This is a genomic window from Campylobacter ureolyticus (assembly GCF_013372225.1).
Taxonomy (GTDB): Bacteria; Campylobacterota; Campylobacteria; order Campylobacterales; family Campylobacteraceae; genus Campylobacter_B; species Campylobacter_B ureolyticus.
On sequence record NZ_CP053832.1, the window covers coordinates 1086501 to 1107577 of the forward strand.

Sequence of the window (21077 nt, forward strand, 5' to 3'; positions counted from 1 at the left end):
AGGTTAAATTTGAAAAAGGTAGTTTTAATGATGTTTTTGTTATACACAGTTTTGTTTTCTAGTGATGTAGAAAGTAGCTGTAAAAATAAGGGGTTCGATTCATGTATAAAGCTTTATAAATTTTATATGAGTTCGGCAAATATTGATATTTTAAACTCGCTAAACTTCTTCATTGAAGATTGCAAAAACAAAGATATTGAAAGTTGTTATCATGCAGCTGTTATAGCGAACAAATATCTAAATAAAGAAGACCTTGCTAGAGAAATTTGGCTTAAGCTTTGCGATATATATTCTCATAAAAAATCCTGCCTTAAATTAGAAAATATAAAATGAAATTTTTTTTAGTATTTATAATAGTTTTTAATTATTGTTTTTCAAATGAGAATTTGTATGATTGCGGTCTTAAACATCTTAACGAAGCCGAGATTAAATACAAAAAAGCTTATGATTTAGCAGATGATATTTGCAAAAGCGGCGATCTTATGGGGTGTCTGCTGGTTGCGACTATGACAGGCAATGGAAAAGGCGTTATAAAAGATAAAGAAAAGTCTTTTGAAATGCTAGCGGATTTATGTTTAAATCACAACTATGCATGTTCAAACTATTATAGTGTTTTGTATCAGGATAAAAAAGATGAAAAAATAGTATCAAATTTGAAAATTTTATGTGATAAAAATGATTCTATGGCTTGTCATACTTTAGGAAAAATTTATAGCGACATGGATTATTTTAAGAAAGCTTGTGATTTAAATTTTGATGAGTCTTGTGGCGAGATAACTGACATTAAATATTTAATTAAAAAATGTAATTTATCAAATCATTGGACTTGCGAAAAAGTAGGGGATTTTTTTCTTGAAAAAAACAACACTTCTAAATCGGAGTTATATTACGAAAAAGCATTTTTATTTTTCAAAAAAGAGTGCGAAAGTGATCTTTTTGCTTGTAAAGAATTGAGTAATTTTTATAAAGATGGAAAAGGTGTTGAAAAAGATATAAAAAAATCTAAGTTTTATTTAGAAAAATATATCAATAATATTTTAAATATAAAGGAAAAATAATGAGTAAATCAGGAACAATAGTAGTCAAGGGGAAGAAAAAATCTAAAAAAATTTTATCTAATGATGAAAAAATTAATGAAGTAGTTGATACTGCTAGTAATATAAAAGACAAGGTTGATAAAGCCAATATCTTAATAGATGGATATCATTTTATCATAAATAAAGATAAGGATTCAGCAGTTGTATTAATCAATAATATTGCTCCACCATATGTTGATACTGGAAAATTAACTAAAAGATTGAATGATCTTACTGATAAGATAGGGTGGGAGGAATCAAATAGATATAACTTGGATGAGGCTGAGAAAAATGCGGTCGGAATAAATTGGGGCAACAATCAACCCAAACCACCTTCCGAAGAGATAAAAGACAACGCTAACGAAATTAAAAAAGATATAGATTTTAAAGAAAAATTAGAAAAAAGCGAAACAAAAAACAAACATACCGAAGAAGCAAGTAAAAATATAGATAAATTTTTGAAAGAAAAACTTGATAAACTTTCAAATAAAGTAAAAGAGTTAAAAGAAAATATAAATGAAAAGCTCCCAAATGAAGAAGATATTGATAAAATTATAAAAAATCTTGATAATTTAAAAAGTAAAAATGAAGTAAGTAAAAAAGATATTGATGAAATGCTTAAAAATATAGAACAATTATCAAAAGGTTTGGATAGAAAAGACCCAGCAGATAAAGACACCCCAAACGACAAAGAAGACACTGGCAATTCAGATACAACCGAAACAAATACCAATACAGGCAAAAATGATAAAGGTGGTAACTCTGGGAATAATGGCAATACTGGAAATAATTCAGATAGTGATGGTGGTTCAGATGGCAACTCAGATAATGGTAACAATTCAGGCGAAGGTAATACAGGCAATGGTAATGGCAGTGGAAATAACACACCACCAGAAGATAGTAATACAAATGAAGACACTCCTGAATTTCCAAATCCCTTTCCACCAAGAAAAACTTGTCCAGTCCCAAATCCTTTTCCTTTCCCATTTCCAAACCCATTTAAACCAAACCTTGGTGGAAAATGTTATAGAATAGAAGTTTATGACCCATTAGTACTAGATCTAAATAAAGATAATAAAATCTCAATCACATCCTCTAAAGATTCAAATGTTTATTTTAACCATACAAATGATGGAGTAAATATAAAAACTTCTTGGATAGGAAAAGAAGATGGTATTTTAGTAATTGATAAAAATGGTAATGAGTTTTGAAAATGCTACATAATGCCTAAATAAGGCTATTTCATTTTTTTAGTTATACAATTAGTTATACAAAAAAGCCTTTATATAAACTCAGCACTTGTTAACCAATTTGTATTTATTGTGTGTGTTATTTTTGTGATTAAAAACTTTTTTGTCAAGGCATCATCAAATTTAATGTTTATAAATGCACCTGCAAAAAATGGTGTTCCCATTATACTGAAATTTCCATTTATTTCTAAGTTTTTTTGACTTTTTAGTCTAGCTTCGGCAAGTTTTAATGCAGTGCTTTCATCTTTTTGTAGTGAAGTTATTTTAAGTACTGGCTCTTTTGTTCCAACTCTTGCTACTTTATATCTTGCATACTTTGTGCTATGCCATCTTACTTCACAACTTTGATAAACCTCTTTTTCTTTTTTTTCATAACTTAAAGAGATCATGTCATCTGCATTATAAAAATAATTTATCCTATGGCTTTCATCATCTCTATCAAAAAATATCAAATATCCATTTTTCACACAAAAGCTAAGCTCTAAATCTTTTGCTATTTTATTACAAACATTCATATCGCTTTCATCATATTGTTCTAGTAAATTTACCTCATCCATTCTTTTGAAATCAATTTTAGTTTTATAGTCATTTTCTTTGGCAATTTCTTCAATTACTTCTTTATAGCTTTTATCTTTAAAGGTTCTATTTTTTTCTTAGTAAAATCACTCATAAAATCAACACTTACCGCCTCAATATCAAAGCTTTTTTTATAATCAACCCTAATAGCTGAAATTATAAATTTGCCTAAAAAATAGCCATTTATAAAAACTTTTATCTCATCTTTCATCCTAGGTCTTGCATTATCCCAAAGCATAGTAGCTATAAACCTATCAGACAAATCCCCCTCATAATCTTCAATGGTAATGTTACTCCAGTGAAATTCATCTGTTTTATCAACACTGTTATAAAAAATTTTTACATCTGGTTTTTGAAATGATGCTATTACCATAGATATTTCACCTCTTTTGTTTTGTTTATTTTGATATTAGGCAAATTTACAACTTCACCCCCTTGGAGTTTTTTTAAATGAAGCAAGTCAGTATTATGTCTTAAAAAACTCACCCAAAACCTCATCATCTAAGCTCTTATAAGCCTTAAAGCATATCATATCAAGGCTTTCACCTTGGCTTGCTATATAAATATCCATTTTTCTACCTCTTTATCTGTTAATTTCTTCATCTAGATACTTCACAGCTCTTTTTTGCAACTCATCTGTAAATTTTAAAAGCTCTTCATCTAAAACCCCTCTACCTTTTATATAGTAGTAGTCATTTTTTATACTTTTACCTCTTCTAGTTTCTGTTAATCTTCCTCTTTTAGTTATCCAGTCTTTTATTTGATGATTTTTCCTAGAGATAAAAAACTTACCCCCTTTTTCTTTACTTCTTTGAATGCCAAATTTATTACCCACATTAGGTCTAAAAGACCTTTCAACCATAAAAGGAGTAAGGGTTTTATCTGTTGCAGTAAGCTTTATATTAAGATCATTTCTTCTAACACGATATCCTTTTAATCTTGCACTTTTTAAATACTTCTTTTTAACGCCGTGCTTTTTTTGGATATAGTTTTTTTGATCATTCCTAGATCTTGTTAGGGTTCTATTCATTGCATTTTGCATAGTTCTTTGAACCTGTAAGGCGTTTACTTTTATATTTACTATCATATCAAACCCAAAAGACCAAAATCATTTTTTTCCTCATCATCATTATAACACCACTTATTTTTATATCTTTTGTGTAATAAAGCGTAGAAAACAGATGACTTTTAACAAAGTTTCCAACCTCAACTTCGTAATTTGTTATAAAAATTCTTTTAAAAAAACAGCATATCAAAGCTATTTATTCTAACTGGCTTTGCCTCTTTTACCATTTTTTCAAAACCGATAAAAAACTTTATATCTGGAAGTAGAATTTTAGCACTAAAACTTACCTCTTCACTATAGCCACCTATATGAGTATAAACTGGCTTTGTTAATGTATCTTGCTTGTTTAAATTCACACTTAGCTTTTTTTGAAGTCCCTCAATGTTGTTTTTAACCATGAAAAAATATTTATCAATTTGCACTACTATCATCAGTCACCACCAAAAGCATATGAATTATTTCTTATTGCAGTTGCCACGCTTTCAGGCGTTGCATTTGGTCCTTGCATACTTATGTTTATTACTTTGTTGTCTGTAATTTGCCTTGTTGATTTGTTGTCTATATAGTTTTGATTGCTTGCTACTACCTCTTTTATAGCTCCTTTTGTGTTTTGCTCATCACTACCAAATCCGAAAAACTCTTTTGTTCCACTCCATAACCCCTTAGCTCCACTTGCTAAATTTGATGGAATATTTACTATACTGTTATAAGCACTTGTTATGCTGTCAAATCCTGCCATATGAAATCAAATAAAGGCTTAAAAAAGGCTTTTATATCTTCACACATATTTTTAATACTATTTGTAAAGCCCTCTGCAAAATTTGCTCCCTTAAGTGCAATAATATCAATAATTAACCCAATGGCATTAAAGATATTTGATAGTGCTTCAAGTGGATATAAAAGGATTGATAAAGCCTTACCAAAGCTAGTTCCAAAATCAACCCCCGCTTCTTTTATACCATTTAGCTCATCTTTTGCTTTTTGCCCCCTTGAAAAAAGACTAAAAAATGAAACCAAAATATCTTTAGCGCTTCTTAAAGCTTCAAATATCCCACCAAAGCCATTTTTAAAAGCAGTTATTGTTGGCTCTAGACCAGCTTTTAAGCCAGTTATTATGCTTGTAGCTATGCCTTTCATCACAGTTTTTATACCACCTAAGGCTAAGGCTGATTGAAGCTTTAATGTAGTAAAGCAAGTAGTTAGTTTTAAAATTCCACTACTTGTAGTTTTTATTGTAAGTGGCAATGCTAAAAGAGAAATTCTAAAAGAATTTAAAACAATTGTTGTAGCAGAGCCTACAACTTTAAAAATAAGAAAGCCGGCATTCAGTGTGGCTAGTCCACCTGCAACAGAACCAAAAGCTATAATTAAATTTGGAAATTTTATAGCAAAATCAGCTATTTTAGAAGTAATTTCTTTTATAAAATTTACAGCCTTATTCAAAAAAGGTAAAAACACACTTCCGATATTTACACCGATTTCATAAAAGCTATTTTTTAAAAGCTGTAAATTATTAGCTGTTGTATCACTTTTGTTTTTAAACTCTTTTGTCATTGAACCTAAATAGTCTGTTTCATTAGCTACATTTTTCAAAGTATCTTTATAAGTATCAAGTCCATTTACCAAAAGTGCAATATCAGATGAAAACCCTCTACCAAAAATATCTGTCAAAACCTCTAGTTGTTTGTTTTTATTTGGCATAGTTTTAACTGTTTGTAAAAACTTTAAAATAGCTTCTTGTGGGTTTTTACTCATTGCTTTTTCTAACTCACCAACTCCAATTCCAAGACTTTTTAATGCTTTTTTTGCTTTTGGAGTTGCTGAACTTATGTTTTTTAGCTGCAACAAAAGAGTTCTTGAAGAGGTTGCGGCAAGTTCTGGAGTTTTACCAAGGCTTAAAAAGGCTGCTGATAAAGCAGCAGCTTGTTGTGAGGTTATACCAACAGCTTGAGAGGCACCACCTATTCTTTTTAAAACCTCAACAACTTCAGCTGCTTTTGATGCGGAATTATCACTTAGATAGTTTATTGCATCACCAAGCTTGGTAACTCCTTTAATATCTGTGTTAAAAATATCCATAAGTTTTCCCATGCTATCACCTGCTTCACTAGCTGTGATATCAAAAGCCACACCCATTTTTGAAGCAACTTCTGTAAATTCTAACAAATCTTTTTTAGCAATTCCAAGCTGACCTCCACTTGCTGTTATAGCGGCAAGTTCATTCATACTCATTGGAATTTCACGACTTAGTTTTTTTATCTCATTGCCAAAGCTTGTAAGCTCTTCTTTGCTATCAAAATCAACAACTTTTCTAACATCAGCCATCGACTCTTCAAAACCAATTGCAGAACTTATTGGTGCTGCCATACCCTTGACTGCTCCAATGGTTGCTAGGATATTTCCCACTAGTCCTTTGAGTTTGTTTTTAGCTTCACTTATATCTAGATCAAGCTTTGCTTTGGTAGTGGCTTTAATTTTGTGCTTTAATTCATCAAGCTGAGCTAAGGTTTTATCATTTTTAAACCCTAGCTTTAAATCACTCAGTCCATTCTTATATGAACTCATTGCATCTTGTAATCCACGCCCAAGACTTTGACTTAGATTACTTGTTTGGCGATTTATCTTATTAAAAGCGGTATTAAACTCGCTTAAATCCATTCCAAAGGTTAAAGTTGCTTTTGCCATGTTTTACCTTTTTGTGATATAATAGTATTATCAAATTTTAAAGGAGCTGTAATGATTAGTAGCATAGTTGCCATTGTGTTTTTAATTTCAGTTTTTTTGGTGATATGTTTAATAGCATACATGTTCTTCATCAAACTTTTAATAATTTTTTATAGCTTTTTTACATCTGACAAAGGGCATAAATACAAAAAGCCAACACCACCCAAACACCAAGCTTTAAATCCTAAACTTTGATAACTCTTTTGACATCTCATAATAATCCACAAACTCATTAAAAGTAAAATTTATAATATCGCTATGAGTAAAATGTAGGGCGTAGCCGATTAAGGCTATGCCCTGCCTTAGTTTTTTTCATCAAAGGTTATAAATTTAGCTACAACTTGATTTAGTTTTGTTACTTCACTAATTGGCAAAGCATTTATAAAAACCTCATCCATTGCACCATTACTCATATCTACTAAAATGCTAGTAAGCTTATCAAAATCATCATTTTTATTATTTGCTTTTCTTACTTGAGCTAATGTTGGTGCGTTTAATACAACTCTTTGACCATCGCTAAAAATATGCTCTATTTTTTCAAGTTCTATTTTTTTAAGCATTTTCTATCCTTATAAAATATTTTTTCTAATCGGTTCATAGATATCTTTGCCATTAACTTCATAAAATGAATTGACAACATCATAAAGAAGTGAAGTTTCGCCATCTATTTCATACTTCACAACTGTTGCACTCATCTCAAAGCTTACTTCCGCTTCGCTATTCATCTCAAATTTTGGAGCGTTTAATACCTTGATATTACCCTCAAAGGTTACAACGATACCTGTTTCTTTGCCATTCATTGATGAAAGGTTGTTTTTGATATAAATTTTTTGTGGTTTTGTGGTATCTAAAAGACCAAAATAAATTTTATCTACTTTATTTACCGTAAAACTAGCACTAAGTGGCTTTAAGGTCGGTAAAACATGCTCGTATTTTCCAATTTGTGATGAAGTCTCTACTGTTTCATGTTCAAAAGCTGGTGGCTCAAAATTTGTAAGCTCACCAAACATACCAATACCATCAACAAAAAGGTTTCCACCGGTTACTGCTTGAGCTGTTACTGCATTTCTTATCATTTTATAACTCCTGTATTAATACTTGTGAGTATGCATCTACTCTATAAATTCTATTTGTAATGTTTTTAAGTAGTGGCATTTCTTGAACTTCGTGCTTGATATAGACTTTACCCTCAGCTATGACTTGATTGTCGTTTAATTCTTTTGGAATTGTTACCAAAAAGCCAACTACTACATTATTTGCAACTAAGCGGCGGTAAAAGGCTTCAAGGCTATCAACCATATTTTTAAGCACATCTCTCATTCTTTTGTCAATTGCTCTTTTTTGAGCTTCAAAAATCGTATCTATGGCGGTATAAAAAATAACATAAGTATGAAGCGAAGAAAAGTCCTCATCTCTTGTTTCCCCTCCCCAAGCTCTTAAACCATCATCGCCGATTATCACAGTTATTCCTGCATCTCTTAGCCTATCAGCTTCGCAATCAACACCTTGGATAAACTCTACCTTGTCTTGAACGCCTATAATTCCAGGTATAACCCTGTTTGAATAAGTTTGAGAAAAACCATACTCAGTCTCACTCATAACCTTTGCATAAAGAGCGATTAAAAACACACTTGCGGGCCTTACTACCTCATCTACTCTAACTACTTTTTGATATGAGATAATTGCTGTTTTTGTTTGAAGTTCTTTAACTTCTTTAAGTGCTGTTGTCTCATCAGTCGCATCTACTTCTATAGCATATACTGCTCTTAAATACTCACCAAGTTGTTTAAGTTTTTCATAAACACCTTTATCGTTATACTCTGGTGCAATTATGAATTTTGGTTTTGCTTGAACAAATGCTTCTGCTTTTTTCAAAAGCTCAATTGCTTCAAGGCATTTTGTGTTATCAGCGCCTTTTTTAAAAACTGAAAGAATTACTTGTGTGTGGATGCCTGCAGCTTTTAAATCCTCTAATGCATTTTTCAAAGTTCCTGTTTTGACTTCTTTAAGTGCATTTTCAACATTTGAATAGATATGAAGTCCATCTGTTAGCGAGTCATCATCACCAACAATTGCAATGGGTCTTTTGTTGTCTATTTCATATGGATTTAGTGAGCCGTTATACATTTCGATATTTACACCATACTTGCTTGCCATTTTCTCTCCTTTTTGGTTTTATGGAAAGATTTTAGCACTTATATGGTTTTAGTTATACAGGGTATTTTTATAATAAATTTAATAACTTGATTTGATAAACTCATAATATGATTTTAAGTTTATAAGGCTAGATTGGGTAAGTGTTATTTTTGTTTTATCTAATTTTGGGAAATTTTTATTTGTTTTTTTATAGCAGATATTATTTTGATTTAAATTTTTAATAGTGTTTTCATAGCAACCATTATTTCTTTTTATGCAATTATAGATATCTTTATCATTTTTAATATCATCAGTGCCATTTTTATGTAAAGCATTAACTAAATTTGTTGATTTTGGTAAAAAATGTGCCAATAAGAAAGTTTCAAAATTTCTATAACTTAAAAAAATATTACAAAAATCATTTACATAGGTTAAGGTTTTTATCATTTTTTCAAATGATTGAAACTCTTTTTTATCATCTAGTCTATCCAAATCAGCCACTACAAATATAATTTGTTCAGTTCCTTGATATTTTTTTATTTTTTTATTAATAGCACTATAATTTCCACTTTTTGAGTTTATAAACTCAAATGAAAAATCACTACTTAAATATTCACTACAAAAGCCTCTTAGATAGTTTTCTTCTGTTTGCCCCTCTGTTATAACAACTATCTTTCTTCTAGGCTTTATCTTACTCATAATCACCCCTTAAGTAGTTTAAATATGCTTTTTTCTTATCGTTTCTTAACTCAAAATCATTAAGGCAAGATACCTTAGTGCCTAAGTCCTCTTTTTTGATAATAAAAATTTGATTAGGGTGTAAGATATTTCTATCAAATATCAAAACATTATGAGAAGTAAAAATAAATTGTGCTTTGTTTTCATCTGTATTTATAAAACCATTTATAAAATATATAAGAGATGACACACTTATGGAGCTATCAAGTTCATCAAAGATACAAACACCGCCATTTTTATAGGCATTTATTATGCTTGATAGTAAAAATATTATTTTTATAACTCCTTTGCTCTCATTTTCAAATGCAAAATCAACCTCATTGCTTTTTTTATCTAATTCCTCACGCCTTTTTAAAGTAAGAGTAAAATTATCACTCCCATTATCTTTAAACTCAAAACCGCTTATACTATCATCTACAAAAGACAAAACTTCTAAAACAATATCCTTATTGTTTTCAAAAGTATCTTTATTAAATTTACTAAAAGGGAATAAGAAGTTTTTTTCTCTTGGAACATTGGTTATTAGATCTGCATATTCTGTATAGTAGAATTCATAAATTAGTTTTAAAAAGTTTAAAATTCTTTTTTCTGAGGTATTTTTTAAAATCTCTAAAAATGTTGTAGATGTTGGCTTAACATCTGCTAATTCATTGTTTTTATAGTCTAATTTGTCTTTTTCAAAGCAATATATAGTGGTGTTGTTTTCCTTAAAGCTCTCTTTTAAGATTTTTTCTTCATTAAAAACAATTTCATAAATATAGCTGTCTTTATCACTGCATAATTCTATCATAAATGATATCTCATCGCTTTTGTAGTTTAAATTCTTAGCTACTTCTTTAAAGTCTGTTCCTTTTTGTATGATTCCACATAAATCCATTAAAGCTTCTATGATATTTGTTTTACCTGTTGCATTTTTACCAAAAAATACGGCTATTTTAGATAAAGAGTTATCAAAATAACTAGATTCATATCTGGTATTTTTAATTTTTTGATATTTTTTTGTTTTTAAATCTATAGAAATTTTATCTCTTATGGATCTATACCCACTAACACAAAAAGACTTTAACATTTTAACTCCAAAACATAAACGATTTTTTCGTTTATATTATAGCAATTATTTTCTTTAACTCCTTTTAATCCTGTTTAGCCACCCTTTTAGAAAAACATTGTATTTATTTGGATTTCTTTTTGCCAATCCTTCATAAAACTTTATAAACTCGGTTTTATATCTTTCTTCAAAGTATTTGCTATCAAGGGTATTTAAAGCACTTATTGTATTATTTCCAATTATGCTATCAAGCTTTACATTTACTATCATTTGAGCGTATCTTACAGCTCTTTTTATGCCAACATTAACTGCAAATTTAAAGATTAAATCAGCAATTCTATCACTTTTAATCTCATCAAGCCTTAATCTATCCCAAAAATTAAGCTTATAAAACTCTTTTACTAAATCCGTTAAAAATACATTTTGATAACACTCATAACTAGCTTTTCTAAGGTCTTTATAAAGCTCTAATGTGCGATAAACTATCTCCCAACCACTCCAACTTGGATGAGCCCCCTCATAAATACCCATAAATGTATATCCACCCTCACCCTTGTTTTTATGCAGGGCATTATACGGCGATCCAAACTCAAGACCTAGCATCTCATCAAAGCTTTTTTTAAAACTCATTTACACCCACCACAAGGCTCAATAAATTTAATTCTTTCGTTATGTTCGCCCTTTTTACCGACATTAAAGCTTTCAACTGGTCTATGGTATCCCATACAACGAGTATAAACTATGCATTTAGTTCTTTTGTCTTTATTTTTTTCTAAAATTTCATCTTTATTCATCATTAAATCTCTTACTTACAATTTTTTTTAAATCGCTTAAACCGTTATGGGTTATCTCGTGCATTTTTAAACTTTCGTTTATACCTTTATCAAGGCGATTTAAAGTCTCTAAATTTGTTCTGTTTTGAAGTTCTATGCTTTTGCTTAACTCTGTGTTGCTTTGTGAGTTTTTGTTTATTACATCAATTAGCTTATCTTGGTTTTTTTCAATGTTTTTTGTAAACACTCTTGTATAAAAAAACACAACTATAATTATAATTACAACACATACAAACATTACAGCTTGAGAGTTCCACTCATCTACACTTAAAACAAATTTAGTAGTGCTATCTATCATTTTTTCATTCATCATTTAGCCTTTTTACCATTTTTAGTCTGTTGTTGCACTGCTCTAAGCCAAATTCTAAATCAATTAAAAAGATTGCAACATCAGTGTTCGTTTTTACTTCTCTTTCTTGCACTAATACAGGCGTTAGAAAGATTTCAGGCACTTTAACTCTTTCATATCTAATTTGTGGTTGCCTCGCTCCACAACCTGCGAGAGACAAACTGCACACTATCATAGATGATAGGATTGATTGTTTTATTATCATCTTTTTTCTTATAAATTTCATCTTTTTGCCTTTTTATTTCACTCTCGTTTGCTGTTTTATTTGCCTCATAAACAGTCAAAATTTCAATAGTTTTTTTAAATTCTTTTGAGATATATTTATAATTGGCATTTGCTTTTATCAAATCATCTTTTAAAATCAAATTTTCATTTTGTAAAATTTTTATTTTCCTGTTTTGATTTAAAATATATCCACTCATAAAGAGAATGTAAAAAATTATTATGGCGTTAAATAAAGCTCTCATGAACCCTCGCTTATAGTATAACTAAAGCTTATTTCACATATGCTTGCATCTATCATATGAAGCACAAAAACAATCTCGTTGCTATATTCTTTATGCTCTAATCTTCTAGAGACATCTTCTATAGCAGATACATTGCCAAACATTTTAAATTTACTTACAATAATTCCGTTTTTATCCAATGCCCCAGAGCCTGTATAACTTGAATAGTCCATAGGAAAAAATACAGATTGCACCTCATCAGCGTAATCATATTCTTCTTGGTAAAAACCGTTACTATCTTTATTTGTGCTTACTTTTAGTGTTTTTTGGGCGTAGTCATTGTATTTTTCAAAACTCATAATTTCAAATTCAATACTATTTTTTAAATACTCTGCCATTGTTTTTGTATATATAAATGGATATAAGCATCCTTTTATAAGTCTATATACGCTAAACCTTTCATCATCTTTTATAAAAACTGTGGCATTACCTTCATTAATTTCAAAAGCACCATATTCAGAATATAAAATATCGCCGTATTTTGGGATATATTTTATAGTTTGAGTTGGAAGCTTAACCCACATTTCTCTATATATTTTTGAATTCCAGTCAATGCCTTGGCGATATTCTTTTATATAGAATTCATAATTTTTTAAAAAGTTGCTTATATTTTTTCTAGCTTCATACTCTTGTTTGCTTATCAAAGCACCGCCTACATCATATAGCCCATCTTCGTTTAGTTTGGCCACTACATTATCTTCCAAAAAGCCCTCTTCTTTTATCTTTTGTAAAGGTTTATAGGTATAAGTTTGAGATTTAAAAATATTTGAAAAAGTGTTTAAATTTGAAATTTGAGTTTTGATGTTTTCCTTTTCGCCATTTAAAAAAGCTTCTAAATCCTCTTTTTTTGTCTTAATCAAAGAAATAGCCTCGTTTCTTTTTTCTGCTATATGCTCAACTGCGATATCTTCTTTTGAGTAAATATTTTCTGTTGCTTCATTTAAGGCAGTGTGAATTTTGTTAATATCAGCAAAATCTATCTCACACATCCAAAACTCACTATCACCCAATGGCTTGTTTTTAGAAGTCGCGATATGGTCTTTTAAGCAGCTAAAAATACCTATGTTTTCAACTTTTACCCTATCAAGTGTTTCATACTCTTTGTTTTCTTGCCAAACTGGGTAATTTACAATCCCAACTCTTCCTATGTTAATTGCCATATTTTCTCCTTTTAAAAATTATTTAAAAAAATAACTCACACCATTAACATCACCACTTTTAACAAAAGAATAGGTTTTATTGTTTTCTTTGGTTAAAGCAAGCACTTTTAATTCAGTTACTGTTATTGGCTCAGAGTCTTTCCTTTCTCCGCCTTGAGTGTAACCAACAGTTTTTTCATTTGTATGCGTTAGGTATGAAAAAACACTTGAGGGTGCAAAACTAAGCTTTATATTTGTCATCGTATAAGTAAACCTTCCAAATTTTTTTGTAGTTTGAGCCACTTCGCAACCGATGTTTTTTACAACCACCCCTGCGTTTACAAGAACTACAGCTTTTGCACCAAATGGCAAGATAGTCGAGTTACTTAAAACATACCTAGAATCAGACTCTTTTTTTGAATAAATTTCACTAGCTCTTGCAAACGCTGAGCTATCTAAGCCATCAAGCTTGTCACTATCTTTTGCTTTAGCATTTATGCCCAAAAACCGTTTATCGCTTTCAGCTTTTTTATAAGCATTAACTTCTTTTATTTTTTCATCTATCTGTTTTTTTGTATATAGCTCATTTATACTATATGTTTCAGCTTTTTTATAAGAATCGCCGCTGTTTGCTTTTTTGCTAAGCTTTTCATCTATTTCTTTTTTTGTGTAAATTTCAGCTTTTTTAAATATCTCATCGGCATTTACTTTGGTTTTTAGCATCTCATCGATTTGGCTTTTAAGATAAAAAAGCTCTTTATTTTTCTCCTCTTTGTCTTTTAAAATCGTATCTATTTCAAATTTAGTGTAATGGTTTAAGACATGGACACATTTGCTAAACATATCATCTAAATACTCTTTTGAGTATGTGTAGTTATCTCCTGCTAAAACAGCTGTGTTTTTCTCATAATCATTTCTTAAAAGCTCAATTTTTATAAGCATATCATTTATATACTCTTTAGCTTTTTCCAAATTTGGCTTAAAGTCTAAATTTATAGCACTTAAATTATTGTTTATGATGATGTTGTCTGCGCTTATTTTATTTAACTCATCTATCATTTCATTTAACTCAATCTGTAAATTTGGTAAAGATGCCAAAAATATATCTGCTCTTTCATCAAAATTTGCAGGGTCTTTTGTAGTTGGAGGTGTTGGTATAGGACTTAGTTTTTTAACCCTTTCAAAAAATACTCTTGCTAAATCCCAATCACTTAGCTTTAAATACAAATTTCCCTTTATCACACTTGCTGTTTTTGCCAAAGTGCTTTCTATGGCATAAACTATACTATCAGGCACTAACTTCATCAAACAACTCCTTCTATTGAAATTTGGCAGATTGAGTATTCATTCATCCCACCACTGTCTATTAAAATATTAAAATCTTTATAAAATCCATAAATATTTAAACTATCAAAACCATAGTCTCTTTCATCACCTATAAATAAAGCCAAAGTTCCAGCTACAACGCTTAGCTTTTTTCTAACCTCATCGACATTAATGTTTTTTATAGCCACGCCTAAATCTGCATATTTGGCATTTTTACCCTTAAAAAGCTCTTTATCACCAAAGTCATTAGCCACCACCTTTGAATAGTCCAAAATACCAATTTTAGGGCTATAAATCGTAGCGCCTAAGTGATATTTGCTTCCAACCAAAAGATGACCTAAAGATGCACCAAATTTATTTTTATAAAGCTTGATTTTGATATTTCCATAAAATGGCTGATCTAAGTTTATAACCCCATCAGCTTTGTAATAAAACTTACCAAAGAAATACTCCCACCAACTTCTACTTTTTTTATAAGTTAGGTTTATTTCTTTTATAAATTTGATATTTTCATCATTATCAAGTCCTATTATTTCGCATCTTGCAGCATTTAGGTTAAATAAGGCAATTGTGTCGATACTCTCATCAACTTTTATTAAAATTTCTACTGTTTCATCACTTTTACTTTGGCTGGTGATGTATTTATCCATAAATTTATACTTGTTTGTAGCACCCATTAAAACCCATTCTTTTGGTGACTTTACAGGGTTTAAATTTGTAACGCCATCCTTAACACATTTATAAATATTATTTTCATAAATAACCTCATCACCTGTGTTGTATGTAGCTTTAAGGCTAAATTTAGGCAAATTCTCATCAATAAAGGTGTTTGATATGTGGGTAAATTTAGTAGGCGTGATAATTGTCATTTGTTATCCTTTATGAGAAGTCCCTCACCACTATCAGCACTTCTTAAAATTCTTAATGAGTTATTTGAGTTCATTAAAAGTGCTATAACAAGCTTTTCTACGGCATCAAATTTATTATATAGTCTTTCAAATGCCCCTGATGTGTCTATTTTTAAGCCTTTACCATCTTTTAGAGGAATTACAGCTTCTGGATATCCAGCTTCGCCAATTAGTGCATTTGTTGGAGCTGTTACAATACCACCGTTTGCAAAAGGTGTTAAGCTTAGTTCATCAAGTTTTTGTTTAGCTTCTTTTGGCTTTAGGCTGATAGTTGCGTTGTAAATAGCCCTTAAGCCTTTAAATAAAGCACTATCTTTGCCTAAAAGATTTTTAAGGGCGCTTAGTTGGTTTGATGCTGTTTCATTTACTCTTAAAAGCTCTTTTTTTGCACTTTCAATGTTTTGATTACCTAGATTTAAAAGCTCTTTTATTTGCGAAATTTTAAGCTCAACACTTTCTTTATCACCCCCACCTACACTCTCAAGCTCACCCGCCATTTTAAGCATCTCATAGCTGTATTTTTCAAATGAAGTTGAGCTATCAAGAAGCCTTTTTGCGTAGTTGTTTGAGCTATTTATTAAAGTGTTAAAAATATCACTATCAAAATTTCCTTTTTTATACTCAGCTTTTGCACTTTCTAAATCAAGATTATAAAAATATTTTTGGCTATTGCTTTGTTTAAAAACATCGCTATTTAGTTTATTGCTTTGATTTTCAAGGTTTTTTATGATATTAAGTTGTTTTTCTAAGATGCTTAAATTTAGTTCAAAACTTCTTTTAACGCTTATAAAAAAACTTTTTTGTAGCTCATCAAGTGCCTTTATGGCATTAAGCGTAGTTTGCTTTAAAAACTCATTATATTCTGTCGCTAAGCCTAAAAGAGTACTTCTAAGCTCATAATCTCCATTTTCCAAAAAGGCTCTTAACCCCTTATCATCAAGTTTTGAAAAAAACTCATTTATACTTTCAAAGCTAAAATCTTTTAAAGCTTTTGTTTCATCAGGCTTTAAGTCGTATTTTAAAGCTGTTTTTATAGCACTTAATTGCTCATCTAAAATCTTAGGTGTAAAATCACTTTTTTTACCAACTGAGCCAAAATACGCACCCATTAAAGAGTAAATGTTTTTTGAATATTCAATTATGGTTTTTGTATAAGCTTTGGCTGCATTTGTTGCGTCTTTAAAAGTCTTGGTTAGTTTTTTCCAAACTTCAAGATTATCAGGAGTGAAATCTTTTTTTAAGCTTTCATTATAAATTTTTAAAAACTCTTTAGCACTAAGTTCGCCAATTTCATCAATAGCACCTTTAAATTTATCTAAATTTGTCTTTGATTTAAGTCCAAAGGTTAAGGCTTTATTTAAAGAATCCATTTGATTTTTAGCTTGCATGACTGGGTTATTAAAGCTTAAGTTTTTAATCTCATTTCTATAAGCTCCAGCTTCGCCAACGCCTTGTATCACGCTTTTTAGGTCTTTCCACTTACTAGCAAAGCTATCAACATTTAAGTCTTGCATCATAGCTCTAACAACAGCAGTTTTTACGCCAACATCAGTAAAGCCCTCACCCTTGCTCCATTTCCCAGCTTTAACTTTCAAAAAGTCTAAATTCCCACCATTTTGAGCTACGATGTCATAAACTGATGAAAAAAGTGCGTTTATCTCATCTCTTTGCTTTTTAGTGATGTTTGAATACGTTGTCCATCTTTTTTTCTTAAACCAGCTTTTCTTTTGCTTATCAACAAAGTTTTTAATCTCGTTACCTTCTAAGCCGTTTTGGGTGATTAAAAAATCATTAAAAGCTTGAATTCCACTATCTTTTATCTTAGTTTTTCCACGAAATCCACCAATTATTGCACCTAAAACTGCACCAACTCCAGCCCCGATAGGTCCTGCAAAACTTCCAAATGCACCTAAACTTGCACCAAGTCCACCGACTGCACCACCTGCAAGACCTGCAATGGAACCGTATTTTCCTGCATATGTTTCAGCTCCAAAAAGCTTATCACCAAGACCGCCTATGAGCTTTCCACCACCATATCCTAAAAGCGAAGCTCCTGCAACCGTTCCAAGCCCGGCACTAAAGCCACTTCCAATATGCCCACCAAGTGTTAAGGCTGAGCTAAAGTTAGTACCAAAATTTGCAATTGCCCCACTTAGTGCAGCATTTCCAAAAAGTTTATAACTATATCCTGCAATATCTCCAAAAACACCACTTATGCTTCCAAACAAATTCCCTTGAAAATTTGAAAAAAGATTTTTATAGGTATTAATATCAAAAATCTTCGTAACTCCACCTTGCAAAGATGAGCCAAGATTTTTAAAAGTTTCTATTATGCCAGTATTTCCACTAAAAAGCTTATTGACTGTGTTTAAATTTGATGCAAGACTTAAGATGTTTTTTGCTCCATCAAATGCAGATGAACCTTGCATGATATTTCCTGCACTATCCATTTTTACACTCACACCATTTACTTCACCTGCATAAACGCCATTTGCTAGTGTAAGACCTAAAGAAGTTGCCATTTTTGAGACACTTGCTTTATTTGTGTTTTGTCCAAAAATACTAGCAAAAAATGAGCCAAGCCCACTACTAACCTCTTTTGCATATGGACTTATAAATGCACTTACAAGATCATTTTTAAGCTTTTTAAACATATCTTTAAAGCTTCTTATTTTGCCTGTAAAAAAGTTAAAAAAGTTATCCTCAACAGCTTTTGCCATAGATAAGATAGTCTCGCTCCAACTGTCTTTTATCTCATTAAAACTCATTTTACTTTCTTTTACAAAGCTGTCTAAATACTCTTTTTTTCTAAATTTAACTATCGCATCAGCTGTTTTTTTATCTAAATTTATGCGTTTAAACTCTTTTAAAAGCTCACGTTCTTTTAAAGCCCACGCCTCTTGATATTTGCCTGATTTTTCGTAGTATTCAATAAGGTATTTTAACCTTTGGCTTGAAAAATCTTTAAAGGTTTTAAGTGATTTTTCGGCTATGAATTTGCTGTTTTCATCGACTAAATTGGCAACTTCTTTGTTGGTTTTTTTACGGTTATCAACTTCTTTATTATGAGCATCAATCAAAGCTTTTGTTTGATTTGTGGCAATGGACTTTAAAAGTTCATCGTTTTGTCTTGTGATTTCTTCTCTTTTTTTTCTATAAAACTCAACCTCATTATCAAAAGAGCCTTTGAAACCATCTCTATTTATTTTAAAGCTTTCAACTGGCTTAAGACCAACTAACCCACTGATAAAGTTTGAAAATCTTGTCATCTCAGCCATAAATGAGTTGAATTTGTTTGTGAAATAACTAAGCAAATTATCTGCTTTTGAGGCTACTAAATTACAAACACCAGCAAAAAACTCACCTAAACTCACAAAATAAAGCTTCCAGCCATTAACTGAAAGCTCTAGTGCAGTTTTTACTTTTTGAACTGCCTCTGTTGTATAAAGTTGCCAATTTGATATCTCAATACGGCTATCTTTAGTTGCATTTTTAATCTCTTTCATGGTTGAATAGTATTCAAACAAGCTTGTTATGACTGCAACTGGTAGAAATGTCTTAAACGCCATTTTTAGAGAAGCTACAGCACTGGTTAGGCGTGATGTTGCTACTGTTGCTACACCGTTTTTGATAGTATAATCAGGCAAAGCAATATTATTTATTAAAACAATAGCCTTGTTTAAAGCATAAGCTCCGATTGTCATAGTCTTAAAAGAAGTATAAGCAACTAAACCTGCTTTTGCTACGCTGGCTAGTTCTTTATAATATACTACTATTAAGTCTTTGTTTTTATCTAAAAGCTTGGAAAAACTATTTAGCCCTTTTATGTAGGCTTCAAAAATAGGCTTTCCAAGCTCTTTATTTAACTCATTTATAGAGTTTTTTAAATTTCCCATTGCAATGTCATAGCCTTTGGCCGCTTCATTGCTTAAATCTTTGTATTTTGCAAGTTTTTCTGATATAAGCGTAAATACTTCACCATTTTGATTAGCTTTTTTAAGCTCTTCGTTGGTTAGTCCTACCATTTTCATAAATGAACCCATTTCAGAACTTGCTATAACAGTTCCAGTTGCTAAGCTATCAAACATTGGCACCAAATCACGCATATTTTTGCCAACTGCTTGAGCTGCCAAAGCTATACTATCAAAAGCTTTTAATGCATCATCCCTACTTCCTTGATTACTTGCAGTTGCATAAAACATAGAAAAAGCAGCAGCCACTTCATTAAGGCTAAATTTGGTTTTTAAATTTGTTTCATTTAATTTTGCTAAAACTCTATCTGCTTCTTTTGTGGATAATGCCCACTTTGTAGAGGCATCTAACATCTTACCCATACTATCAATGTTTTTAGTGTTTGTAGCAATTAATCCAGTTAGTTGAACTTGAAGTCTTTCATAGTTTACATTTGCCTCAATTAGTTGTTTTGAGTGGTCTTTTATCCAATTTGCAGTTTTAATTGCCCCACTTAATGCTTGAGTGCTATGAGCCAATAAGTCAATGCTTTTTCTTGTTTGCTCGCTTACTTTACTGAGGCTAAGCAAACCACCTTTAAAAGCATTTATCCCAGCAACTCCTTGTCTTGCATCAACTTCAATTTTTGATTTTACTACACCTATGCCCATACTAAACCTTTTTTATGTTTAAATGTGATATAATTAATAAAACTAAGAAAGGATAAAAAATGTTTGATTTTTCTCCACTTGCCTTTCCTTGTGCTATAATATTTCTCTATTTTCTTGCAAAAAGAGATGAAAAAAGAGCTAAAAAAATAAAAGAGATGCAAGATCTTATTAAACGTCAAGAAAATGGCGAAACGATTTATACCAATGAGGTTAAATATCTTACTAAAAAAGAGCTTGAAAAATATCTTGGGGCTAAATTCTACGACTAAAAAGGATAAAAGATGCTTTTTTATTACCCACATAGCTCTGAATATGCTATTTTGGCGATGATTAAGCCAAATTTTTTCCTTAGCATTATAGCTTTGGCTATAATTAGTGCAATTGTTCTTTTTACAACCAAAAATGTATTTCTTGCTGTTTGCACCTTTATAATTGTATTTTTTACAATAAGAGCTTTTAAAAAATAAAGCAATGAGCATATCACTGATTTTATTTAAATCCCAAAACATTTTAATATCTCATCTTTCATACTGCTTTTTTCTAATTTACTTTTTCTATCGCTTATAAAAAACTCATCTAGCTTTGCCTTGCTTCCCATAAATGAAGCTATTAAAAAAGAAATTTGCACGAGTAAGCTCTCTATCCTATCAGCTAAAAAAGGCTCTTTTTCATAATAATCAACCCAGCCTTTAAAAACACTTGTTGGAAGTAGTTCATCAAGTATAAAAGGGTTGATTACTCCTAAATGAGAGGCAAGTTTGTATCTAAACCTAACCTCAT

Annotated in this window: 26 protein-coding genes; 5 read left to right on the forward strand and 21 right to left on the reverse strand. The window is 30.7% G+C overall.

What is annotated here, in order from left to right:
- Positions 1–9: 9 nt before the first annotated feature.
- From CURT_RS05420 to CURT_RS05430, 3 genes are read left to right on the forward strand one after another with little or no spacing between them, the layout of a single operon-like run.
- Entirely contained in the window at positions 10–333 is a 324-nt protein-coding gene (locus CURT_RS05420) for a hypothetical protein (protein WP_018713722.1), read from the forward strand.
- Positions 330–1058, forward strand: a complete 729-nt coding sequence (locus CURT_RS05425) for a tetratricopeptide repeat protein (protein WP_018713723.1) — start codon at positions 330–332, stop codon at positions 1056–1058. Before CURT_RS05420 ends, CURT_RS05425 begins: the two co-directional genes overlap by 4 nt.
- Positions 1058–2287: a hypothetical protein gene (locus CURT_RS05430; RefSeq protein WP_018713724.1), complete on the forward strand. Its 1230-nt coding sequence runs from the start codon at positions 1058–1060 to the stop codon at positions 2285–2287. Before CURT_RS05425 ends, CURT_RS05430 begins: the two co-directional genes overlap by 1 nt.
- 71 nt (positions 2288–2358) lie before the next feature.
- Here CURT_RS05430 and CURT_RS05435 read toward each other — a convergent pair whose 3' ends face one another.
- The 20 genes from CURT_RS05435 to CURT_RS05535 form a co-directional block, all read right to left on the reverse strand.
- Entirely contained in the window at positions 2359–2937 is a 579-nt protein-coding gene (locus tag CURT_RS05435) for a hypothetical protein (protein WP_081617958.1), read from the reverse strand.
- Positions 2937–3275 carry a hypothetical protein gene (locus CURT_RS05440; protein ID WP_018713726.1) on the reverse strand — a complete coding sequence of 113 codons (339 nt, stop codon included), beginning with the start codon at positions 3273–3275 and terminating at the stop codon, positions 2937–2939. Before CURT_RS05440 ends, CURT_RS05435 begins: the two co-directional genes overlap by 1 nt.
- A 210-nt stretch (positions 3276–3485) precedes the next feature.
- Positions 3486–3989: a hypothetical protein gene (locus tag CURT_RS05450; protein WP_018713729.1), complete on the reverse strand. Its 504-nt coding sequence runs from the start codon at positions 3987–3989 to the stop codon at positions 3486–3488.
- A gap of 149 nt (positions 3990–4138) precedes the next feature.
- The gene (locus CURT_RS05455) at positions 4139–4399 is read right to left on the reverse strand and encodes a hypothetical protein (protein WP_018713731.1); all 261 of its coding nucleotides are present in this window, start codon (positions 4397–4399) and stop codon (positions 4139–4141) included.
- Positions 4399–4707 (reverse strand): hypothetical protein, encoded by a 309-nt coding sequence (locus tag CURT_RS05460; RefSeq protein ID WP_018713732.1) that lies wholly within the window; start codon positions 4705–4707, stop codon positions 4399–4401. The genes CURT_RS05455 and CURT_RS05460 overlap by 1 nt, the downstream gene beginning before the upstream one ends.
- Complete coding sequence (locus tag CURT_RS05465) at positions 4686–6653, reverse strand: phage tail tape measure protein (protein WP_018713733.1); 1968 nt, start codon at positions 6651–6653, stop codon at positions 4686–4688. The genes CURT_RS05460 and CURT_RS05465 overlap by 22 nt, the downstream gene beginning before the upstream one ends.
- A gap of 341 nt (positions 6654–6994) precedes the next feature.
- Positions 6995–7252: a hypothetical protein gene (locus CURT_RS05470; protein WP_018713735.1), complete on the reverse strand. Its 258-nt coding sequence runs from the start codon at positions 7250–7252 to the stop codon at positions 6995–6997.
- Between the two features lie 9 nt (positions 7253–7261).
- Positions 7262–7768, reverse strand: a complete 507-nt coding sequence (locus tag CURT_RS05475; protein WP_018713736.1) for a phage major tail tube protein — start codon at positions 7766–7768, stop codon at positions 7262–7264.
- Position 7769: 1 nt separating this feature from the next.
- Positions 7770–8849: a phage tail sheath protein gene (locus CURT_RS05480; RefSeq protein ID WP_018713737.1), complete on the reverse strand. Its 1080-nt coding sequence runs from the start codon at positions 8847–8849 to the stop codon at positions 7770–7772.
- Between the two features lie 78 nt (positions 8850–8927).
- Entirely contained in the window at positions 8928–9527 is a 600-nt protein-coding gene (locus CURT_RS05485; protein ID WP_018713738.1) for an RloB domain-containing protein, read from the reverse strand.
- Complete coding sequence (locus CURT_RS05490) at positions 9520–10635, reverse strand: AAA family ATPase (protein WP_018713739.1); 1116 nt, start codon at positions 10633–10635, stop codon at positions 9520–9522. The genes CURT_RS05485 and CURT_RS05490 overlap by 8 nt, the downstream gene beginning before the upstream one ends.
- A 54-nt stretch (positions 10636–10689) precedes the next feature.
- A complete protein-coding gene (locus CURT_RS05495) occupies positions 10690–11244 on the reverse strand; it encodes a putative peptidoglycan-binding domain-containing protein (RefSeq protein ID WP_018713740.1) in 555 nt (184 codons plus the stop codon).
- Positions 11241–11408 (reverse strand): anaerobic ribonucleoside-triphosphate reductase, encoded by a 168-nt coding sequence (locus tag CURT_RS05500; protein ID WP_026320356.1) that lies wholly within the window; start codon positions 11406–11408, stop codon positions 11241–11243. The genes CURT_RS05495 and CURT_RS05500 overlap by 4 nt, the downstream gene beginning before the upstream one ends.
- On the reverse strand, positions 11401–11757 hold the full coding sequence (locus CURT_RS05505) for a hypothetical protein (RefSeq protein WP_018713742.1): 357 nt from the start codon (positions 11755–11757) through the stop codon (positions 11401–11403). Before CURT_RS05505 ends, CURT_RS05500 begins: the two co-directional genes overlap by 8 nt.
- Positions 11750–11899 carry a hypothetical protein gene (locus CURT_RS05510; protein WP_018713743.1) on the reverse strand — a complete coding sequence of 50 codons (150 nt, stop codon included), beginning with the start codon at positions 11897–11899 and terminating at the stop codon, positions 11750–11752. The genes CURT_RS05505 and CURT_RS05510 overlap by 8 nt, the downstream gene beginning before the upstream one ends.
- Positions 11900–11915: 16 nt before the next feature.
- The gene (locus CURT_RS05515; RefSeq protein WP_154646922.1) at positions 11916–12218 is read right to left on the reverse strand and encodes a hypothetical protein; all 303 of its coding nucleotides are present in this window, start codon (positions 12216–12218) and stop codon (positions 11916–11918) included.
- Between the two features lie 41 nt (positions 12219–12259).
- Positions 12260–13462, reverse strand: a complete 1203-nt coding sequence (locus tag CURT_RS05520) for a hypothetical protein (RefSeq protein ID WP_018713745.1) — start codon at positions 13460–13462, stop codon at positions 12260–12262.
- 18 nt (positions 13463–13480) lie between these two features.
- Positions 13481–14749: a hypothetical protein gene (locus CURT_RS05525; RefSeq protein ID WP_143297701.1), complete on the reverse strand. Its 1269-nt coding sequence runs from the start codon at positions 14747–14749 to the stop codon at positions 13481–13483.
- Positions 14746–15636, reverse strand: a complete 891-nt coding sequence (locus tag CURT_RS05530) for a hypothetical protein (RefSeq protein ID WP_018713747.1) — start codon at positions 15634–15636, stop codon at positions 14746–14748. The genes CURT_RS05525 and CURT_RS05530 overlap by 4 nt, the downstream gene beginning before the upstream one ends.
- Positions 15633–20297: a hypothetical protein gene (locus tag CURT_RS05535; RefSeq protein ID WP_018713748.1), complete on the reverse strand. Its 4665-nt coding sequence runs from the start codon at positions 20295–20297 to the stop codon at positions 15633–15635. Before CURT_RS05535 ends, CURT_RS05530 begins: the two co-directional genes overlap by 4 nt.
- Before the next feature lie 59 nt (positions 20298–20356).
- On the opposite strand from CURT_RS05535, the gene CURT_RS05540 reads away from it, so the two are divergent.
- Positions 20357–20566: a hypothetical protein gene (locus CURT_RS05540; RefSeq protein ID WP_018713749.1), complete on the forward strand. Its 210-nt coding sequence runs from the start codon at positions 20357–20359 to the stop codon at positions 20564–20566.
- A 12-nt stretch (positions 20567–20578) separates the two neighbouring features.
- Positions 20579–20764 carry a hypothetical protein gene (locus CURT_RS05545; protein WP_018713750.1) on the forward strand — a complete coding sequence of 62 codons (186 nt, stop codon included), beginning with the start codon at positions 20579–20581 and terminating at the stop codon, positions 20762–20764.
- A 26-nt stretch (positions 20765–20790) separates the two neighbouring features.
- Here the strand turns inward: CURT_RS05545 and CURT_RS09450 are convergent, their stop codons facing one another.
- Complete coding sequence (locus CURT_RS09450; protein ID WP_018713751.1) at positions 20791–20925, reverse strand: hypothetical protein; 135 nt, start codon at positions 20923–20925, stop codon at positions 20791–20793.
- Between the last annotated feature and the right edge of the window lie 152 nt (positions 20926–21077).